This window comes from Flagellimonas oceani (assembly GCF_011068285.1).
Classification (GTDB): domain Bacteria; phylum Bacteroidota; class Bacteroidia; order Flavobacteriales; family Flavobacteriaceae; genus Flagellimonas; species Flagellimonas oceani.
Genome location: NZ_CP049616.1, coordinates 2,869,372 through 2,890,601, shown reverse-complemented (window position 1 = coordinate 2,890,601; position 21,230 = coordinate 2,869,372). Strand labels below are relative to the sequence as shown.

The following is a 21,230-nucleotide window of genomic DNA, read 5'->3' as shown; positions in this document are numbered from 1 at the left end:
ATGAAGAAATATGTAATAGGACTCGATTATGGTTCCGACTCGGTAAGAGCGGTAATGATCGATGCCCAAAATGGGGCGGAATTGGCTTCCGAGGTGTTCTGGTATCCCAGATGGAAGGCCCAAAAATATTGTAATCCGGCCATCAACCAGTTTCGTCAACATCCTTTGGATCATATTGAGGGATTGGAACACACCATAACCTCAGTGATGAAGCAAAGCGAGGTGTCACCAGAAACCGTAAAGGGAATTTGTATAGATACCACAGGCTCCTCACCAATGCCGGTGACCAAAGATGGCACGGCATTGGCCTGCACAGAAGGTTTTGAGGAAAACCCTAATGCCATGATGGTGCTTTGGAAAGATCACACCGCGGTAAAGGAGGCCAACCAAATCAATGAATTGGCCAGAAGGTGGGGTGGTGAAGACTATACCAAATACGAAGGAGGGATTTATTCTTCCGAGTGGTTCTGGGCCAAAATACTGCATATTGCCAGAGCGGATAAAAGTGTGATCGATGCCACCCATACTTGGATGGAGCATTGCGATTTCATCACCTATCTCTTGGCTGACGAAAAAGATTTAAAAAATTTCAAGCGAAGTCGATGTGCAGCAGGGCATAAAGCGATGTGGCACGAAAGCTGGGGCGGACTACCTGACAAGGAATTTTTATCCAAGCTGGATCCGTACTTGGCATCCCTTAAGGATGAATTGTACCAAGAAACCTTTACCTCCAACGAAATTGCTGGACATCTAAGCGAAGAGTGGGCCAATAAATTGGGCCTAACCACCGATACGGTTATTGCCGTAGGTACTTTTGATGCCCACGCAGGTGCCGTGGGTGCCAAAGTGGACCATCACGCATTGGTTCGGGTAATGGGCACCTCCACTTGTGACATTATGGTGTCTTCCAACGAAGCCGTAGGTGATAAAACCGTCAAGGGAATCTGTGGACAAGTTGATGGCTCCGTAATTCCGGGTATGGTAGGTTTGGAAGCAGGTCAGTCCGCCTTTGGAGATGTATTGGCATGGTTCAAAAGTGTATTGCAGTGGCCCATTGATAACATTGTCCTGAATTCCAAAGTACTGTCCGAAGAACAGAAAGCGGAACTTAAGGCTGAGGTAGAATCAAAGTTTATCCGCTCTTTGGCAGAACAAGCAGAAAATATTCCGCTTGCAGAAGCCGTGCCAGTTGCGTTGGATTGGGTAAATGGGCGAAGAACCCCAGATGCCAATCAAGAATTGAAGAGTGCCATTTCTGGAATCTCATTGGGGACCAAGGCCCCGCATATTTTCAAATCCTTGGTGAACGCGATTTGTTTTGGTTCCAAAATGATCGTGGACCGTTTTGAGGAAGAAGGCGTAAAAATCGAGACCGTGATCGGTATCGGAGGTGTGGCCAGGAAATCCCCATTCATTATGCAAACACTGGCCAATGTACTGAACATGCCCATTAAAGTTGCCGAATCGGACCAAGCACCCGCTTTGGGTGCGGCGATATACGCAGCAGTGGCCGCAGGAATTTATGAAAATGTGATTGAGGCCAGCAAGGTAATGGGAAGTGACTTTGAAGCCGAATATTTCCCACAATCGTCGCAAGTTGCAGTATATGCCAAATTACTGGAAGAATACAAGCAGCTTGGAAACTTTGTGGAAGAGCAAACGAACAAAAACAAATAAGCTATGAGCTCAAATTACAAATCGCTCAAAGAAGAATGCTATGAGGCAAACATGGAACTCAATGCCTTGGGTCTGGTCATATACACCTTTGGCAATGTAAGTGCCGTGGACAGGGACAATGCGGTTTTTGCCATAAAACCCAGTGGTGTTCCTTATGAAACCCTAAAACCAGAGGATATCGTGATCATGGATTACGATAACAATGTGGTTGAAGGAAACCTCAGGCCGTCATCGGACACCAAAACACATAGCTATCTCTATAAAAACTGGGAAAATATTGGGGGAGTGGCCCATACGCATGCCATGTACTCGGTTTCTTGGGCACAGGCACAAAAGGATATCCCAATTTTTGGAACCACACATGCCGATCATCTCACTCAAGATATTCCTTGTGCCCCGCCAATGGCTGATGAACTGATTGAAGGAAACTATGAGCACAACACGGGAATCCAGATTTTGGATTGCTTTAAGGAAAGAAATTTGGACTATAACGAGGTCGAGATGGTTTTGATCGGAAACCACGGTCCTTTTGCTTGGGGAAAAAATGCAGCCAAGGCAGTTTACAATACCAAAGTATTGGAGACCGTGGCACAAATGGCCTACTTGACCTTGCAGATTAATCCGCAAGCTCCAAGGTTAAAAGATTCACTAATAAAAAAACACTATGAGCGTAAGCACGGTAAAAATGCTTACTACGGTCAATAAATAAATCAAAATAAATGAAAATATCTAAAAAGGAAATCTGGTTTGTAACAGGAAGTCAACATTTGTACGGGCCGGAGACCTTAAAACAAGTCGCGAGCAATTCAAAAGATATTGTTGATGGATTGAATGCAGCTGGAAAATTGCCTGTCAGCTTGGTTTTTAAACCCATTGTAACCACACCGCAAGAAATTACCGCTCTCTGTCGTGAAGCAAGTAACTCCACCTCTTGTATCGGGGTCGTTACCTGGATGCATACTTTTTCCCCAGCTAAAATGTGGATTGCAGGACTCAAGATATTGAGCAAGCCTTTGTGCCACCTGCACACCCAATTCAATGCAGAAATCCCATGGGACAGCATTGATATGGATTTTATGAATCTGAATCAATCCGCACATGGTGACCGAGAGTTTGGATTTATGATGTCCCGGATGCGCAAGAATCGCAAAGTGGTTGTAGGTCATTGGAAAGATGAGCGAGTTCAAAAAAAATTGGCCATTTGGTCGCGAGTTGCTTTGGGTGCTGATGAATTGCAACATATGAAAGTGGCCAGGATTGGTGATAATATGCGAGAAGTTGCTGTTACCGAAGGTGATAAAGTCGCTGCGCAATTACGTTTTGGCGTGGCTGTGAACGGTTATGATTCATCCGACATTACCAATATTATCAATGGATTGGAACAAAACGCCGTTGATCAACTGATTGAAGAGTATGAATCGAGCTATAATCTGTCAGAATCGCTTCAAAAGAATGGAGCACAAAGACAGTCTTTGATAGATTCAGCCAGAATAGAATTGGGACTTAGAACCTTCTTGGACGATGGTGGCTTTAAGGCATTCACGGATACTTTCGAGAATCTTGGAGCCCTTAAACAGTTGCCAGGTCTCGCAGTACAGCGTTTGATGGCCGATGGATATGGCTTTGGTGGCGAAGGTGATTGGAAAACCGCCGCCTTGACCCGTACCATGAAAGTAATGGCCGAAGGGTTGGAAGGAGGCACTTCCTTTATGGAAGATTATACCTACCACTTCACACCTCAAAAAGATTATGTGCTGGGCTCGCACATGTTGGAAATCTGTCCTTCCATTGCAAGTGCAAAGCCCTCTTGTGAAGTGCATCCTTTGGGCATCGGAGGCAAAGAAGACCCAGTACGATTGGTTTTTGATTCCCCGGCAGGAGATGCATTGAACGCTTCCTTGATCGATATGGGCAACAGGTTCCGTTTGATCGTAAATGAAGTGGAGGCTGTGGAACCCATGGCCGATTTACCAAAACTACCTGTGGCACGGGTGCTTTGGGATGCAAAGCCAAACTTGGAAGTGGCCGCAACCGCTTGGATTCATGCTGGTGGTGCACACCACACCGTGTATACGCAGGCTTTGACCACCGAATACATGGAAGATTTTGCCGATATTTTCGGAATAGAACTTTTAGTCATAGATTCGGACACGAAACTTAGAGCATTTAAAGATCAACTCCACGCCAATGAAGCATATTATCATTTGTTTCAGCATGGAATGTAATCAACTAACTTAAAATTATAATGATGAGGATAACCAAACCTTCTATATTTTACGGGGTTTTACTTTTGGTCTTTACAATTATCAGCTGTAAGGAAAACAAAAAAGAAAGCCAGTCAGAAATGGAAACTGCAAAAACTGAAAGTACACAAAACCCCATTGAGGAGACCATCTTTGGGGAAATGCCAGATGGCACAAAAGTGAAAAAATTCACGCTGAAAAATGAAGCTGGAATGGAAGTGGATGTCATCACCTATGGTGGCATCATCACCCGCTGGACCGCTCCCGATAGCAATGGCGCCTATGAGGACATTGTTTTAGGTTTTGATGATCTAAACCAATATCTAGAGGGCAATCCGTACTTTGGGGCACTTATTGGCCGGTATGGGAACCGTATAGCCAACGGAAAGTTTTCTTTGGACGGTGAGACCTATACGCTGGCCAAAAACGATGGCGACAACCATTTGCATGGAGGAGAGAAAGGATTCGATAAAGTGGTATGGGACGGAGTTGCCAAAACTACGGAGGAAGGTGCTGCCGTCGAGCTCACCTACACCAGTGAAGATGGCGAGGAAGGATATCCCGGAAAATTGGATGTAAAGGTCACTTATACCCTTACGGATGACAATGCATTGGATATTCAGTATGAAGCTGTCACGGACAAACCAACCGTTGTCAACCTGACACAACACAGTTATTTTAATCTTTCCGGCCAACTGTCCGAACCTGTTTTGGATCATAAAATTTATTTGAACGCAGACACTTACTTGCCCGTTGATGGTGGTTTGATTCCAACCGGGGAATTTAGGGAGGTTGCAGGAACGCCTTTCAATTTTAAGGAACCAAAACCAATCGGCGAAGAGATAGAGGCCGAAAATGAACAACTAAGCCTTGGTGGAGGATATGATCATTGTTGGGTGCTTAATAACGGAGAAGAAGATTTCCGTTTGGCGGCCTCGGCCCACCATGGAGAAACAGGGCGTTTGTTGGAGGTGTACACCAATGAGCCAGGGATACAATTTTACAGCGGAAACTTTTTGGATGGTACACTGCCCTCCAAAACGGGAGGTACCTATGTGAAGCGTTCAGGATTCTGCTTGGAAACACAACACTATCCTGATAGCCCCAACCAGGCCGATTTTCCTTCCGTTAGGTTAAATCCTGGAGAAACCTATTCTTCTAGGACCATGTACAAACTATCAACCAAATAGATAAACCGTTATGCAGACATTGGATACTTTTGATTGGATTGCGATATCCATCTATTTCTTGGTGCTTCTAGGGATTGCCCTATGGGTAATCAGAAAAAAAGAAAACAACACCGAAGATTATTTTTTGGCGGGCAGAAATGTAGGATGGTTTGTGGTCGGTGCTTCCATTTTTGCATCGAACATTGGTTCTGAGCACGTTGTGGGACTTGCAGGAGCGGGTGCCGGTGACCGGTTGCCCATGCTCATTTACGAAATACAGGCTTGGATCGTACTGATCTTGGGTTGGGTCTTCCTGTCCTTCTACGCAAGAGCGGGAGTGTTCACAATGCCCGAGTTTTTGGAAAAACGTTTTGATGCAAGAGCCAGATGGATTCTTTCCGTATTTTCCATTGTGGCCTATGTGCTCACCAAAATTTCCGTGACCATTTATGCAGGGGGAGTTGTGGTTTCCGCACTTCTTGGCATCGATTTTTGGACAGGTGCCATAGCCACCGTTGTGCTTACGGGAATTTACACGGTGCTGGGAGGTATGCGTGCCGTGGTTTATACGGAAACCTTACAGGCCATTATCTTGGTGATCGGAGCTGCAGCGCTTACGTTTATCGGTTTGGACCACGTAGGCGGATGGGAAAGCATGAAAGAAACCGTTACCCCAGAATATTTGAATATGTGGAGGTCGGCGTCCGATCCCGATTTTCCGTGGCCATCCCTTTTAATTGCCAGTACCATTACGGGTATTTGGTATTGGTGTACGGACCAGTACATCGTGCAACGGGCATTGACCGCAAAAAACATCAAAGAGGGTAGGAGAGGTACCATTTTCGGTGCTTTGTTGAAGCTCTTTCCCGTATTCTTGTTTTTGATTCCAGGTGTGATCGCACTTACCTTGAAGATGAGGGGGGAATTGTCTTGGGACAGTCCAGACGAAGCATTCCCCGTTTTGATGAGCAATTTGTTGCCATCGGGACTTCGAGGGTTGGTGGCAGCGGGTCTTTTGGCCGCTTTGATGAGTTCTTTGGCTTCCGTGTTCAATTCTTGTTCCACCTTGTTTACCGTGGATATCTATAAAAAACTGAGACCCAATGCACCAGAGAAAAAATTGGTGAGAACAGGTCAGATAGCCACCATAATCGTCGTGATCATCGGTATTATTTGGATTCCGATCATGGCCAATATCTCTGGGGTGCTTTATGAATACCTGCAAAGTGTTCAGTCTTACATAGCACCGCCGATTACAGCCGTGTTCCTTTTGGGTATTTTCCACAAACGGATCAACTCCCAAGGTGCTTTTGTGACCATGGTGGTTGGATTTATTGTCGGGGCATTGAGAATTGTCCTTGAATTGGTCAAGGATTCATTGGATCCAGAAAGTTTCTGGTATCTTTTGGGAGATATGAACTTTTTGTCCTTCGCTTCGTGGTTCTTCCTTTTCTGTATCATATTGATTGTGGTGGTGAGTTATGCAACTCCGGCACCATCAGACGAAAAACTGAAGAACCTTACCTATGCCACTATTTCTGAAGAGGAAAGAAAGGAAAACAAGAACAGCTACAATTGGAAGGATATTGCCATTTCCATTGTCATCATTGCCATTGTGGCCTATGTGATGATATGGTTCAATGGAAAATAATAGCTAAGCACATTTTTTTAAAAGATGTACGCTCCCAAAGCTCTTATTTGTAGCTAACAAAAGAAAAATCACAAGAGTTGTTGGATGCACAGCAACAAATAAGGGTGCGATTAAATATGAAGAACAAATGCCCGTTCCTTTTGGAGCGGGTTTTTTCAATGCTATATTTCCAAATCCCCAGCGAGTTGCTTTAGCACGATTTCCGATAGTTTTGCCTGAAATTTTGCATTGCTCAGCCGCACATTCGCGTTGATATAATTTAACTGGGCAGCCCTGAACTCAATGGTAGGGATGATGCCTATGCGATATTTTTCAACGGTAATGTCCAGATTCTCTTTGGCGATGGCTTCGTTTCTTACTTCAAGTTCCATAAGACTGATGTTGGTCAAATACGTTTGATAAGTGGTGTTCACCAAGGAATTTAAGGCCTGTTCTTGCTGTGCAATCGCTATTTCGGCATTTTCCAAGGCCACTTTTCCTATTTTTTCATTTCTGTTTTGGTTGAAACCGTCGAATAGGTTGAGCGTTGCACCAAATCCATAATTGAAACCTTTTGATTCCGAGCTTATGGCAAAGCCCAATTCAGATTTAGAACTACCGATGTTGTATCCAGAAGTCACAAAAACCGAGGGGTAACGCGCAGCCTTTATTTGTTTAAGCTCCAGTTCGCTGATACGTTTGTTGATTTTTTCAGCCTGTAACTGGGGGTTTTCAGAAGCCACCCTTGTTTCCAGTTCTTCCAATGCCAATTCGTGGTCCACAAAGATTTCAGGAATCACCTTAAAATCAGTTTTAAGGTCGCGAGCCAATTGTTCGTTCAATTGGATTTTGGTGTTCTTGTAAAGTTCTTGTTGCCGTTGCATCAAGGTTTGGTCCGTGTTCAGGTCCACTTGTGCATTCAGCACCTCCAGTTTGGAAGCTTTTCCAATCGTAAAACGGTTTTGGGCCAATTCCACGCGCTGTTCCGAAATGATGAGCGTACTGTCCAGGGCGGCCAATTGCTGTTGCTGCTGAACTAGGTCGTAGTAAGTGATCATTACCTCGCCCACTGTGGTTAAAATCGCCTGCTTCAGTTCGGCTTCACCCAATTTTTTGGTTTCCTTCAATTGCTCAAAGTTGGCGAACATACGAAGACCGTCGAACACGGTCCATTCAAGTGCAACACCATAATTTAGACTACTGTTCTTTACATTGTCTCGTTCTTGAAGGGTACCATCGTTTCGTAACTGGGATAAATTCTGAACGCTGTTGTTGTCCGATAGATTCGCGTCCAGCGTTGGAAGTATCCCTGCTTGCCCAAGGGTAGCTCCCAACTCATCTATCTTTAGTTCGTTTTGTGCCGTTTTTATCTGATAATTGTTGTCGAGGGCAATTTTGACGGCTTCCTGCACAGTAAGGACTTCCTGTGCTTCTGCACAAAAAACACTTCCCATGATAAATATTAAAATACGTAATCTCATTTTAATGCCCATGTGAGGAAAGTTCGAGGTTTTTGAATTCTGGTCGTAGCACTTTTTTTCTGGACCACATCATATAAAGCGCCGGTATGATGAACAAGGTGAGCACCAAGGAAAATAGGGTGCCCCCGATGATGACAACCCCCATACCGGTCCGGCTCGTTGAAGCAGCTCCCAGCGAGAGTGCTATGGGCAGTGCCCCAAGGGCAATGGTAAGGCTTGTCATCAATATGGGGCGCAATCTGGATACGGAAGCCTTCATAATGGCCTCCATCTTGGTCAAATCTTCGTTCTCTTCCTGCAACTGATTGGCGAATTCAACAATGAGGATGCCATTTTTGGTCACGAGTCCTATCAGCATAATGGTTCCGATCTGACTAAAAATGTTCCACGTTTCCCCGAACAACCACAGTGAGAACATCGCCCCGGCAACGGCCATGGGCACTGTAAGGATAATGATGATAGGATCAATAAAACTTTCGAACTGTGCGGCCAGGATTAGAAATATCAACAGGAATGCCAAACCGAAAGCAAACGCAGTATTCGAACTGCTCTCCACAAAGTCCCGTGATTCACCACCAAGATCTGTTGTGAAGGAATCGTCCAGCACTCTTTCCTTAATGGCGTTCATGGCGTCTATGCCATCCCCAATGCTCATCCCAGGTGCCAAGTTGGCCGAAACGGTTGCGGACATATACCGGTTATTGTGAAATAATTGTGGCGGACTACTATGTTCTTCCGTGGTCACCAAATTGTCCAATTGGATCAGTTGTCCTTCATTGTTTTTTACAAAGATGGAGGTAAGATCGGTGGGTTCGTTCCTGTCCTGTTTGTCGAACTGTCCGATTACTTGATACTGTTTTCCGTTCATCAAAAAATATCCGAATCGCTGCCCACTTAGCGATAGTTGCAGTGTTTGGGCCACATCCCGTACGGAAACACCCAAGCTTTCTGCCTTTTCCCGGTCAATGGAGACGTAGATTTCGGGCTTGTTGAACTTTAGGTTGACGTCCACAAAGGAAAAAGTGGGGTCCTTTTCAGCTTCCGCCATAAATTCCGGCACTTTTTCTTCCAATTTTTGAAAATTTTTGGCCTGGATGATGAACTGTATAGGGGGACCACCACGACGGTTTACGGAAATTGTAGGTCTTTCGGACACATTTGACCGTCCACCGACAAATGCTTTGGACCATTGCCCAAGGTCTTCCGCAATTTCTCTTTGTGAACGTTCGCGTTCGCTGGGATCCACCAAAGCCACATTGGCACGGCCGCTATTAACGGAAGAAGTTCCAAATCCCGGAGAGGTCAGAACAAGGCTTACTTTTTTTTCGGGTATGGAATCATTGATGAGCTCCGTAATGCCGGTCATCAATTTGTCCATATATTCATAAGATGAGCCTTCCGGAGCCGAAACGCTCAAACGAACGAAGCTTCGGTCATCGTAAGGGGCTGTCTCCTTTTGTAGCAAGGAGTAAAAAAGGACAATCAAGCCGAGACATCCGATAAGAATCGGAAAACTGAGCCATTTTCGTTGCATAAACTTTTCGAGGGCACTTTTATAGGATTCGTTCATGGCCACAAAATACTTTTCGGTGACCTGATAGAATTTGGAACGACTCTGCTTGCCCGGCTTGGTAAGATAGGCATTCAGCATGGGCGTTAGTGTGAGGGACACAAAGGCGGAAACCAATACCGCAGTGCCGAGCACCACACCAAACTCCCTAAAGAGACGGCCCACAAAACCTTCCAGAAAGATTACGGGCAAAAACACCGCGGCCAAGGTTATGGATATTGAGATGACGGCAAAAAAGATTTCTTGGGAACCTTTAATGGCCGCCTCAATGGGGTTCATCCCCTCTTCGATTTTTTTATAAATATTTTCCGTTACCACGATGCCATCATCCACAACAAGTCCGGTGGCGAGCACTATGGCCAAAAGGGTAAGCACGTTAACGGAGAATCCCAACAGCCACATAAAAAAGAAGGTGGCGATCAAGGAAACAGGAATGTCCAGCAACGGACGCAGTGCCAAGGACCAATTTCGGAAAAACAGATAAATGACCAGAATCACCAGGACTATGGATATTAAAATGGTCTCGGCCACTTCGGTGACAGCTTTTTTAACAAATACGGTATCGTCTATGACAATGTTCAGCTTAAAATCTTCGGGGAGGTCTTTTTGCAGTTTTTCGTACTCTTCATAGAAAGCATCTGCAATTTCAAGATAGTTGGTGCCTGGTTGTGGAATCACGGCAATGGCTACCATAGGTTGCCCCGAGTCGCTCATTTTGGTTTCCATATTCTCGCCTTCAAGACTTGCACGTCCAATATCGCTGAGCTGCACGAGTTTTTCGCCATCGGCCAAAATGATGATGTTGTTGAATTCTTCTTCTGTATTGAGGTTTCCAAGTGTTTTGACGGTCAATTCGGTGTTCTCCCCGGTAAGCTTTCCAGACGGCAACTCAATGTTCTGGGCCAAAAGTGCAGTGCGCACATCGGCCACGGTGAGCCCGTAGGAAGCCAACTTTAAAGGGTCTATCCATAACCGCATCGCGTACCTGCGCTGTCCCCATATCTGCACACCGCTAACACCGGGAATGGTCTCTATTCTTTGTGCAATGACATTTTCAGCATAATCTGAGAGCTCCAAAATGTTTTTGTTGTCACTCTGTATGGTCATAGAAATGATCCTGTCCGCATCGGCATCGGCCTTGGAAACCACAGGCGGGGCATCCAAATCTTCGGGAAGGCTCCGCAATGCTTGGGAAACTTTGTCCCGGACATCGTTTGCGGCCGCTTCCAGGTCTTTGTCCAGTTCAAACTCGATGGTGATGGAACTAGATCCTTGCACACTGGAGGAGGTAATATTGCGTATGCCATCTATGGAGTTGATGGATTTTTCCAAAGGCTCTGTAATCTGGGACTCAATGATGTCCGCGTTGGCACCAGAATAATTGGTGCGGACGGATACCACGGCGGGATCTATAGAGGGAAACTCCCGTACACCCAAAAATGTATAGCCAATGATTCCAAAAAGGATGATGGTTACGTTCATCACAATGGTGAGAACAGGTCTTTTGATGCTTATGGTCGAAAGGTTCATTGTATTTGGGTCAAAGGTTCAAATTCTTCCAAAACAACTTCTACCGGTGAACCGTTTTGCAATGCCATCACACCGTATGTCAACACGGTATCCCCAACTTGCAGATTGGTCAATATGCGCACGGCTTTACCGGTCCGTGCCCCGATTTCAACATCGATTTCTTTGGCCTTGCCATTTTCCAGAATGAATATTTTCTTTCCGTTCTGTACGGGAATCAACGACTCGGAAGGCACCAAAAGGGCATCGTTTACCGTCTCGAGCGGTAGTTGCACATTCGCATATGCACCAGGGTATAGTTTGTTTTCCCGATTGTCCATGATGGCTCTCATCCGAAGGGTTCGTGTGGCGATGTCCACCTCAGGGTCTATGGCATAAATGGTGGCACTGTACTGTTCTCTGGAATCCGAAGTGGTAAACGTGAGGATTGTGCCCACATTTACCTGTGAAGCATATTTTTCCGGTACGGAGAAGGTGATTTTCAGCTCATCGGTGTTGACCAGTTTGGCAATAACCGTGGTTGGGGTCACGTAGGTTCCTTTGGAGATGGACCGTAGCCCAATGGTTCCCGAAAAAGGCGCCCTTATGATTGTCTTAGAAAGTTGCGCCTCTATCAATTCTGCCTCTGCACTGGCCGATTGGTAATCCGCACCCGCTATATCGTACTCTTCTTGGCTAATGGCCTGTTTTTCCAATAACAATTTGGCCCTTCTTTCATTTTCAGAAGCAAGTCTTTTGGCCGTAAGTGCTTTGGAGAGTTGGGCGCGAAGTTCAATGTCGTTTACCTTCAACAATACCTGTCCTTCTGAAACTTTGCTGCCTTCTTTAAAATTGATGCTTTCAACAACACCGGAAATTTCGCTCCTGATCTCAACTTGTTCATCAGCTTCCAAAGTCCCAGAAATGGAAATATTGTCCTTAAAGCTCTGCGGCTTTAAAATCATACCGGTCACAGTTGGAACAACCGATCCTGACCCACTTGGTTTGCCAATTTCGGCATTGGATTTGATTCTGTATGCGATAAGGGCAACTACTCCAACAACTAATAGGGCGTAGACTATGTTTTTTACTTTCATCTTGGTTTGGTGGTTGGTGGGCTGTTTTTATATAAAAACAGATGGTTCTCAAAGATAAAACTAGTCCAATAGTACTTAAAGTATCGATTGCTATTTTAACACAGCAATCCCATGAACGTCGATATAACAGGGGTTAACGACATTAAAATGAGTGTAAAAGGGAGATTGTGACCGCTGGTTTGTTAAATTTTGCCGCTGATTGGGTATTTGCCCGGGTGTTTTTTTGGACAAAGGCGACCATTTATCTTTGATAAAGGCCCAAATCGCATTCTTTTTCTATCTTTAGTCGCTGCACTACAAAACAAACTAAACCATACATGTACACAAAAGTAACTGGATGCATCCTTGCCATACTCCTATCGGTATCCTGTAAACAAGAAAAGAAAAAAGAAGAAAGCGAAACATGGCGTACTAAGAAGGCCGCAGTGGAAAACGCTACCCACAACCAATTGTTGGATGTGGAGAAGAAAGAGGGCTGGAAGCTGCTTTTTGATGGGCAAACAATGAAGGGATGGCATCTGTACAATGATCCAGGAGCCAATTCGGTTTGGGAAGTTGTCGATGGTGAATTGCATAGCAACACCAACGATGAATCCTTGACGGCCGGGGATTTGGTAACCGACCAATCCTATGAAAATTACGAACTTACCTTGGAATGGCGGATAGCAGGAAACGGGAACAGTGGTGTTTTTATAAACGTACAGGAGCTGCCCAATGTACCTACCGCATGGCAAAGTGGTCCCGAGTACCAAATTTTAGGTGCCGATCATATGGATTATGACGTTCCCGAAAAGCGGCCGGGTTGTTTGTATGTTTTTCAGCCGCAACAAAATAAGGTGGAGATCAATCAGGGTGGGTGGAACAAAACCAAGATCGTACAAGAGGACGGTAAAATAGAATTTTATTTGAACGGTGTTCTCACGGCATCGCAGGATTTTACTTCACCTGATTGGAAAGAGAGAGTTGCCGGGAGCCATTTTTCCAAGTACCCTGAATTTGGCAAGGCCACCAAGGGCAAAATTGCATTGCAGTATTGGTATTTTGAAACTTGGTTCCGAAATATTAAGATCAGGGAGCTCCGATAGCCTTTACGGACAACTTTTTTGCACATTCATGTTGCGTGGAAAGGTGTAATTTTTGCCCAAGATCAATAAACTGGGCTTTTCTTTTCTAATGTTTTTCCATATCCATAAACAACCATTTGCATTCTGGCACATCATTATAGAAACAATAAAATTTAAATGGAAATGAAACGAACATTTTTTAATGCTATCTCCTTAATGTGTATTGGTGTAACTCTTTTGTCCTGTTCTTCGGATGATGGACCGGAATGTGCCGAAGATTTTACAGGTGAGCTAACGGCCAATGAAGAGAAATTGGTCGGGGAATGGGTGCTTAGCGACATTGTTGCCGCAAAAGAATTGGATTTGACGGATGATGATACGGACAATGCATCAAAAAATCTTTTTGAACAATATGAAGAATGTGCCAGAGATGCAGCCTATACTTTTGAATCCGATAGGACCTTTACCTACGAAATCGGCAAGAATGCAGAGGATTGTGACAACCCTGTTACCTCCACGGGCACATGGGAGCTGATTTCACAAAATCTTAGTTTGGCAGCTTCCTGCACCGTGCAGGCAACTACGCTGGAATTTAATGAAGATTCGTCGGCATTTACTTTTTCAGAAATATATAATGTAACTGAGGTAACCGGTACCGTGGTGCAGACAAGGATCGATTTTACGTATACGTTGGCGCCTTAGGCAGATTTTATAACGATAAAAATAAAGGACCATGCCTATAAGACGTGGTCCTTTATTTTTTTAGCAATGCTTAATCTAGCGGCCAAGATTTCTTTTCGCGCAATCAAAGATTGGGATGTAGGGATTTCAAGGGTATTCATAAGATGCCATTTTTAGGGGATACTTATAAATAAAAAGATTAAAATTTGCCGTTAGTTCGAAATTTGTAAATTGCACGTGTAAAATGTTTGCATTTACCAAAAATGAAGCCAGAATATTTGCATAACCTCAAAATCGCCCCCCTGTCGGAAAATACCGTAGAGGATGATTTTAGTGTAATATATGAGTTCTACAGGCCTAAACTGGTTGTAATTGTGAACAGTTACATACCTTCTCAAGAGGATGCGGAAGAAATCATCCACGATGTCTTCATCAAATTATGGGAAAAATGGGGGACGTTGCAGATTACCTCCAATTTTACGGGTTACATTTATAGTATGACCCGAAATGCCTGTTTGGATTATCTCCGCGCCAAAAAAAATAAGCTCACCAAGGAAATGTCCGCCGAACAGCAAGAGTTTTGGTTGAACCATGGAGCTTTGGCAGACGACATGGCCTCTTCAATTTTGGCAGATGAACTCCAGTCTTTGGTGGATAAGGCCATAGAGCAACTTCCTGAAAAATGTAAAAAAGTTTTCACGAAAAGTAGAATGGAGGGGTTGTGCCATAAAGAAATATCGAAGGAACTGGAAATTTCCCCAAAAACCGTGGAAAACCATATGAGCAGGGCCTTGCGACAACTTCGGGTGGCCCTGAGCGAGTATCTGCCCTCTTTGTTTTTATAAAATTTACTTTCCGACTAGGGGGTGACCCTACTTTTTACGTCCTGCTATTGAATACTGTTCCTAATAAGCAATGAACAACAAGGATATAAATGCACTGGTAGAAGGTCGGCTATCAGACAAAAAAAAGGCTGAGGTTGTAAAGTGGTTGCTCAAGAACCCTAAGCAACAACGGCGTTATCATGTTCTGAAAGCAAGGCATGTGGCCAAACTGCTAAAAGAAGGTGAGCATAAAAACGTAACAGGGCCCAAAAGAAAATTTGCCGATTGGTATAAATATGTAGGATATGCAGCCTGCGTCATGATAATGGCGGCATTGGCCTATACGCTGCTTTCTCCAAATGAACAATTTGAAGAAAAATCTTCACAGATAATTTTGGCCTCTACCTCAATAGGGGAGAACAAGACCATAACCTTGTCCGATGGCACAAAGGTTACGTTGAATGCGAACACCACATTTTCCTACCCCGAAAAATTCTCGGAAGAATCTAGAGATGTCAGTCTTCAGGGAGAGGCATTTTTTGATGTGGCCCATAATCCGGAAAAGCCATTTATTGTGGCTACCGAAAATGGAATGAACATTCAGGTACTCGGCACCGTTTTTAATGTTAAATCCTATCCCGAAGATCAAAATGTGGAAACGACTTTGGTGTCCGGAAAGGTAAAAGTGGTGGAAGAGCATAATCAAAAGACCGTGGTTTTGGCACCTTCACAAAGGGCTACCTATGTCAAAGATGCCGACAAACTTATTGTTGATAATGTTCAGACCAAAAAGTTTACCGCATGGCGGGAGGGCAAACTTATTTATGACGAGACCCCCATCAGACAGGTAATAAGCGATTTAAAAAGAAAATACAAGGTTGATATATCGGTAGAATCCCCAGGAATAATGGATTATAAATATACCGGGGAGTTCGACAATCTTGGTATTGAACAGATCCTGGACCTCTTTGAGGTGTCATCACCTATACTCTATAAAATGCACAATAACCAAATAACACTATTTATGAAGCAATGACCCAAAAAGAGAGAGGAGAGTGTTCCCGCACCCTCCTCTCAGAAACTATTTAACCACATAAAAATGTAATTAAACATCGTAAACTCATCAAAATTATGGAAAAAAAGGAACTTTTTTTACCAAAGGTCCCAATTATCAGGATAATGAAAATCTATTTGATCTTAGTGGCGCTTACTTTGGCCAAGTTATTTGCTTCGGAAGCAAATGCACAAAGCATTTCGCTGGAGGCAAACAATGTAAGATTAAAGCGGATATTGAACGAAATCGAACGCAAGAGCGATTATAGTTTTTTCTACAACAACAGCATTGTGGATGTCTATTCCAAAAAAACGCTTAAAGTCGAAAACAAAACATTGGACGATGTATTGAACGAACTCTTCTCCGAGTCCGATATCGCTTTTAGCTTTGTTAGGAACCAGATTATTCTTTTTCCAAAGAACAACCCAGAGATCAAGGATAAAATTGAAAGCCTCTTAAGCAAGCACAATGTTGATAAAGTGCCTACGGCCTTGAGCCCTGACAGAATCAACGAGCTCATTAGAACAAATGTGCAGTTTACCGTAAACGGAAAGGTCACTGACGATGCCGGTACTCCGATTCCCGGGGTGTCGATACTGGTACAAGGTACTTCCAAGGGAACCACTACCGATTTTGACGGGAACTATAGCATTATGGCAGATGCCGGTGATGTGCTTATGTTCAGTTATATAGGTTTTGTGACCCAAGAAATCGAGGTTACCGGGGAACAGACCATAGATGTAACCCTTAAGGAAAATGTTGCCGCACTCGATGAGGTGGTCGTTGTGGGTTACGGTACCCAAAAGAAATCCGATCTTACTGGGGCCGTTGGTGCAGTGGACAGCGAAACACTTTTACAAGCTCCGGTGAGCAATCCCCTTCAGGGAATGAGAGGTAAAGTGGCCGGTGTAAACGTATTCTTGAACTCAGGTTCACCTACGGGATCCCCAAGAATTGTGATTCGTGGTGTTGGGACCATCAATTCCTCAACAGATCCATTGTATGTTGTTGATGGCGTTGTAATGGACGATATCCAGTTCATTAACCCGAACGATATTGAGCGTATGGAGGTGCTGAAAGATGCATCATCCGCAGCCATTTATGGTGCCAGGGGTGCCAATGGTGTAGTTTTGATTACGACCAAAAGGGGTTCAAAAGATGAAAAGATAAGTATTGGTTACGATGGTTTCTTAAGTGTGGGAAGCATCCGTAAGAAAATGGATTTGCTGAACGCTGAAGAGTGGTTGGAAGTAGTTCGTACAGGTATGGAGAATACACCAAAGTACCGTCCTGGCGACCCTGCTCCGGTGTTCACCACAAACGATCCCAATTTGTTCGATGCGCAAGGCAATCCACTTTACGATACCGATTGGCAAGATGAAGCTACTAGAACAGCGTACTCCAATAATCACCAATTATCCATTCAGCAGGGAAGTGAAAAATCATCCATCGGGGTGTTCTTGAACTATTCCCATATAGAAGGAATAATGCTGAACAACGAATTGGATAGGATCAGCGGTAAAATTGCATATGATGTTACTCCAAAAGATTGGTTGAAATTGGGTGTAAACCTTCTTGTAAACGATGTTAAGGATACCGAGTTCGAAGAAGGCGGTGGTGGCCAGACCCCAAGAAGGACCATGATCGAAATGCCTCCAATCTTCCCGGTAAAATTCCCTGATGGAACATGGAGCAATAGCCAAATGATCAGCGATGCCTACAACTTGGAGTCCATGTCCAACCCGGTTCACGTATTGGAAACACAAGAAAGATTCTGGGAAAGAAACCAGCTTTTTGGAAACTTCTATGCAAGTTTCACTATCATGCCAGGTTTGGAGTTTAGGACCCAATACGGTTTCGATAAAAACATCAGGAACAAAAAGGAATACTCTCCAAGAGATTTGGTGAATATTTCAGCACCTAACGGTTTTGCCCGTATTTTTAATGAAAAGAGTACCTATTGGCAACAGGAAAATTACCTTACTTACAACAAGGAGTTGGGTAATCACAGAATCAATGCCATGTTGGGTATTAGTTGGCAAGAGCGGACTTATGAGTCCTCCAATATTTTTGCCCAAGGATTTAGCGACGACTTTTTCCGTTACAACAATATAGGGTCTGCGAGCAACCCAAGTGCACCGGAATCAGAAACAAACGAGTGGGCTTTGAACTCCTACTTTTTACGTGCAGGTTATACGTTCAAGGATAAATATTTGTTGACCTTGACAGGAAGGGTCGATGGTTCTTCAAGATTTGGTGAGGACAATAAATACGGTTTCTTCCCATCAATCGGTGCTGGTTGGAACATCAGCGAAGAAGCCTTTATGGAAAATGTTACCGCGATCAACAGACTTAAGCTACGTGGTAGCTACGGTATTACAGGTAATACGGAAATTGACCCTTACAGTTCTTTGGCGACAGTTTCTTCAGGAACAGTTTTGCTGAACGGTACAAGGGTAAGCTCCAGTTCCGTAAATCGTTTGTCCAACCCAGGGTTGGAATGGGAAAAAACCAGTCAATTCGATATTGGTTTAGATCTTGCCGCCTTTGATTACAGGTTGCGTCTGGAGTTCGACTACTATGATAAGTTGACCAAAGATCTCCTATTGGACAGACCGGTCCCTTACACAACAGGATTCACATCGGTAAGGGATAACATTGGTTCTGTTTCCAATAAAGGTATCGAGGCCATGGTCACCGCAGAGATTATCCGCAAAGCGGATTTTGGCTGGGAGACATCCTTTAACATGAACTACAACAAGAACAGGATTGAAAGCTTGGGTGAAAATGACGAGGATATAGAACCAGGACCATTTTGGGTGTCCGGTAGTCAGACCATTCTTCGAGTTGGGGAATCTTTGAGCTCTTTCTGGGGATACGAGCGTTTGGGAACTTGGGGAACCGATGAAGCTGCCGAAGCTGCCGAGGTCGGAGCCGTTCCTGGTGAGGCCAAGCGATCTGCAGAAAAGAAAATCCTTGGAAAAGGTTTGCCGGATATTACGGGAAGTTTCATAAACACCTTCCGTTATAAGAATTTCGATTTCACCGCAGACATCCAATTTGTGGCAGGTGTAGAGATCATGCAGCAGTTCTATCACTCAACCGAAGACCGTTCAGGTATTGCCAACGGACTTGCCACTATTCTTTATGATGGATGGACCGAGAGCAATCAGAACACTCAGGTTCAGGAAATCAGGAACCAAGCGTATGCCGGACAGAACAGTCAGGTAGATAGCAGATGGGTGGTTGATGGTTCTTACATCAGAGGAAACCTATTCTCTTTGGGCTATAACTTCAATCAGCAGTTTTTGGATATCATGGGCTTGAACCGTCTTAGGGTATATGCCAGTTTGGAAAATGCCTTCGTGATTCATTCCAAAGACTTTCAAGGGTACGACCCGGAAGCTACTTCATGGGGCGGGAACCAATGGGGACAGAACATTTTCTTCTTCCAGTATCCCAAGCCAAGAACATTTACCATCGGATGTAGCCTCAAATTTTAATACATAAAAAAGATATCATGAAAATTAAATATATAGTTTTTCTAATCGGAATGATTGTATTGGGTTCCTGTTCGGACTTTTTGGAAGAGAAACCCTTGAGCGAACTGGATTCCAATCAGTTCTTTTCAGAACCAGACCAAGCCTACAGTGCCGTTAATTCACTGTATAGGACCGGTGCTCCCAACATGACGGATGGTGGAGTGTATAGCGGAACCCCCATGATGCTGGGAGGGTACATGTCCGGGTATTTCGTTAACGAATACGCAGGTCAGGAACTCCATGTGAGCAATTCCCAAGAGCTTACCCTTAACGGGGATAACATAGGAGGTTACCTTCAGGATAGATGGAGAGAGCTTTATCTGGGAATCTCCAGGGCAAACAATGCCATCAAGTATATTCCGGAAACACCTGGATTGAGCGATTCTGAAAGATCGCAACTAATGGCAGAAGCTAAATTCTTTAGGGCATTTGCCTACTATTTCTTGGTAAGATGGTTCGGTCCCGTACCATTGACCACTGAGCCTTATGAATCTTTGGAGAATCTTTATTTGGAAAGAAGCTCCGTAGCCGATGTTTATGCATTGATAGAGCAAGATTTGACCGATGCACTTGGCGGCGGATTGCCAACGGTAAGCATGGTGGACAATGGTAAGCGTGTTACCGCGGGAGCGGTCGCGACCCTATTGGCCGATGTATACTTGACCATGAGCGGAAACCCATTGAATGCGGACCGATACAGTGATGCAGCCAGCTTGGCACAGGACATCATCAATGGAACATACGGTTCCTACGATTTGGTACAGCATGATGAGCTATCCCCTGGAGTTGTGGATTTGGAAAACTCCGCCTACAACAAGATCAGAAAGTCAGATGCATCTGCCGTGGAGCATATTTATATCAAAGAATATGACCCAGAAATAGGAACCTCTGTTTATCCAAGGTATTCTTACCCTGTAGCACTTGCTTCGGAAGTACTTTATGATATTACAAACGGCGGTTACCTTCCTTCAGATGGATTTATCGATTTGTATGATCCGTCAGCCGACCTAAGAATTCAGGAAAAGCAATATTTTCATTCCACTTTTCAAGATTCAGGGCAGACCTTTGCAACAGCACCTTACGTCTGGCATGATGATGCAGCCATTTTTGAAACAGCAATGTCCGGAAAGGATTTTGCAGTTTACGGCTATGCCGATGTATTGTTGATTGCTGCGGAAGCCATTGCAAGATCTAGCGGGGTAACCCCGGATGCCATTAACTATTTGGCCCAAGTACGTGCAAGAGCTTACTGGGAATCTGACATAGCCACAGTTGAGGCTGATTTGTCAGGTTTGGGAACAGAGGCATTTGTACAGGAAGTTTGGAAAGAAAGACACAGAGAGTTAGTGTTCGAGTTCAAGACTTGGTTTGATGTTGTTCGTACAGGACAGTTCCCGGTCGCAGACTCTCCCGGTTCCATATCCTTTGTGAATGCCGTTGGCCATACTACGGAAAGAGGCAAGCAAATTGAAGAAAAACACATGTTGTTGCCCTTGCCAGGGCCGGAACTTCAGCGTAACCCAAGTTTGGGTACCGACAACAACGGTTATTAATACACAGTATTAAATGATGAGGCCCATCATTTCCTTTATGGATGGTGGGCCTCAATTTTAAAAAATAATACTCACGGGAATCCAGAGCATGGAATATCAGTTCCATGTAAGGTTTAATTGTGATTCCTTTTAGATTGAT

General features: G+C 44.3%; 14 protein-coding genes. 11 read left to right on the top strand and 3 right to left on the bottom strand.

The window, feature by feature from the left end:
• From GVT53_RS13220 to GVT53_RS13200, 5 genes are read left to right on the top strand one after another with little or no spacing between them, the layout of a single operon-like run.
• A complete protein-coding gene (locus GVT53_RS13220) occupies positions 1–1,677 on the top strand; it encodes a ribulokinase (RefSeq protein WP_166249002.1) in 1,677 nt (558 codons plus the stop codon).
• Positions 1,678–1,680: 3 nt separating this feature from the next.
• Positions 1,681–2,382, top strand: coding sequence for an L-ribulose-5-phosphate 4-epimerase (locus GVT53_RS13215; RefSeq protein ID WP_166249001.1), 702 nt, complete (start codon positions 1,681–1,683; stop codon positions 2,380–2,382).
• A 14-nt stretch (positions 2,383–2,396) separates the two neighbouring features.
• Positions 2,397–3,902, top strand: a complete 1,506-nt coding sequence (gene araA / locus GVT53_RS13210; RefSeq protein ID WP_166249000.1) for an L-arabinose isomerase — start codon at positions 2,397–2,399, stop codon at positions 3,900–3,902.
• 20 nt (positions 3,903–3,922) lie between these two features.
• The gene (locus tag GVT53_RS13205; RefSeq protein WP_166248999.1) at positions 3,923–5,110 is read left to right on the top strand and encodes an aldose epimerase family protein; all 1,188 of its coding nucleotides are present in this window, start codon (positions 3,923–3,925) and stop codon (positions 5,108–5,110) included.
• A gap of 10 nt (positions 5,111–5,120) precedes the next feature.
• Positions 5,121–6,740 carry a sodium:solute symporter gene (locus GVT53_RS13200; protein ID WP_166248998.1) on the top strand — a complete coding sequence of 540 codons (1,620 nt, stop codon included), beginning with the start codon at positions 5,121–5,123 and terminating at the stop codon, positions 6,738–6,740.
• Positions 6,741–6,901: 161 nt separating this feature from the next.
• On the opposite strand, the gene GVT53_RS13195 is transcribed toward GVT53_RS13200, so the two are convergent.
• From GVT53_RS13195 to GVT53_RS13185, 3 genes are read right to left on the bottom strand one after another with little or no spacing between them, the layout of a single operon-like run.
• Entirely contained in the window at positions 6,902–8,173 is a 1,272-nt protein-coding gene (locus tag GVT53_RS13195) for a TolC family protein (protein ID WP_240905015.1), read from the bottom strand.
• Between the two features lie 28 nt (positions 8,174–8,201).
• Positions 8,202–11,300, bottom strand: coding sequence for an efflux RND transporter permease subunit (locus GVT53_RS13190; protein WP_166248996.1), 3,099 nt, complete (start codon positions 11,298–11,300; stop codon positions 8,202–8,204).
• Positions 11,297–12,373 carry an efflux RND transporter periplasmic adaptor subunit gene (locus GVT53_RS13185; RefSeq protein ID WP_166248995.1) on the bottom strand — a complete coding sequence of 359 codons (1,077 nt, stop codon included), beginning with the start codon at positions 12,371–12,373 and terminating at the stop codon, positions 11,297–11,299. Before GVT53_RS13185 ends, GVT53_RS13190 begins: the two co-directional genes overlap by 4 nt.
• A 317-nt stretch (positions 12,374–12,690) precedes the next feature.
• Between GVT53_RS13185 and GVT53_RS13180 the strand changes: the two genes are divergently transcribed.
• From GVT53_RS13180 to GVT53_RS13155, 6 genes are all read left to right on the top strand, one after another.
• Positions 12,691–13,458, top strand: a complete 768-nt coding sequence (locus tag GVT53_RS13180; protein WP_166248994.1) for a 3-keto-disaccharide hydrolase — start codon at positions 12,691–12,693, stop codon at positions 13,456–13,458.
• 162 nt (positions 13,459–13,620) lie between these two features.
• Positions 13,621–14,139 carry a DUF5004 domain-containing protein gene (locus tag GVT53_RS13175; RefSeq protein WP_166248993.1) on the top strand — a complete coding sequence of 173 codons (519 nt, stop codon included), beginning with the start codon at positions 13,621–13,623 and terminating at the stop codon, positions 14,137–14,139.
• A 242-nt stretch (positions 14,140–14,381) separates the two neighbouring features.
• On the top strand, positions 14,382–14,963 hold the full coding sequence (locus GVT53_RS13170; RefSeq protein WP_166248992.1) for an RNA polymerase sigma-70 factor: 582 nt from the start codon (positions 14,382–14,384) through the stop codon (positions 14,961–14,963).
• A 70-nt stretch (positions 14,964–15,033) separates the two neighbouring features.
• Positions 15,034–15,978 carry a FecR family protein gene (locus GVT53_RS13165; RefSeq protein ID WP_166248991.1) on the top strand — a complete coding sequence of 315 codons (945 nt, stop codon included), beginning with the start codon at positions 15,034–15,036 and terminating at the stop codon, positions 15,976–15,978.
• Positions 15,979–16,121: 143 nt separating this feature from the next.
• Positions 16,122–19,499 carry a TonB-dependent receptor gene (locus GVT53_RS13160; protein ID WP_240905013.1) on the top strand — a complete coding sequence of 1,126 codons (3,378 nt, stop codon included), beginning with the start codon at positions 16,122–16,124 and terminating at the stop codon, positions 19,497–19,499.
• 17 nt (positions 19,500–19,516) lie between these two features.
• A complete protein-coding gene (locus tag GVT53_RS13155; protein WP_166248989.1) occupies positions 19,517–21,091 on the top strand; it encodes a RagB/SusD family nutrient uptake outer membrane protein in 1,575 nt (524 codons plus the stop codon).
• Positions 21,092–21,230 lie beyond the last annotated feature (139 nt).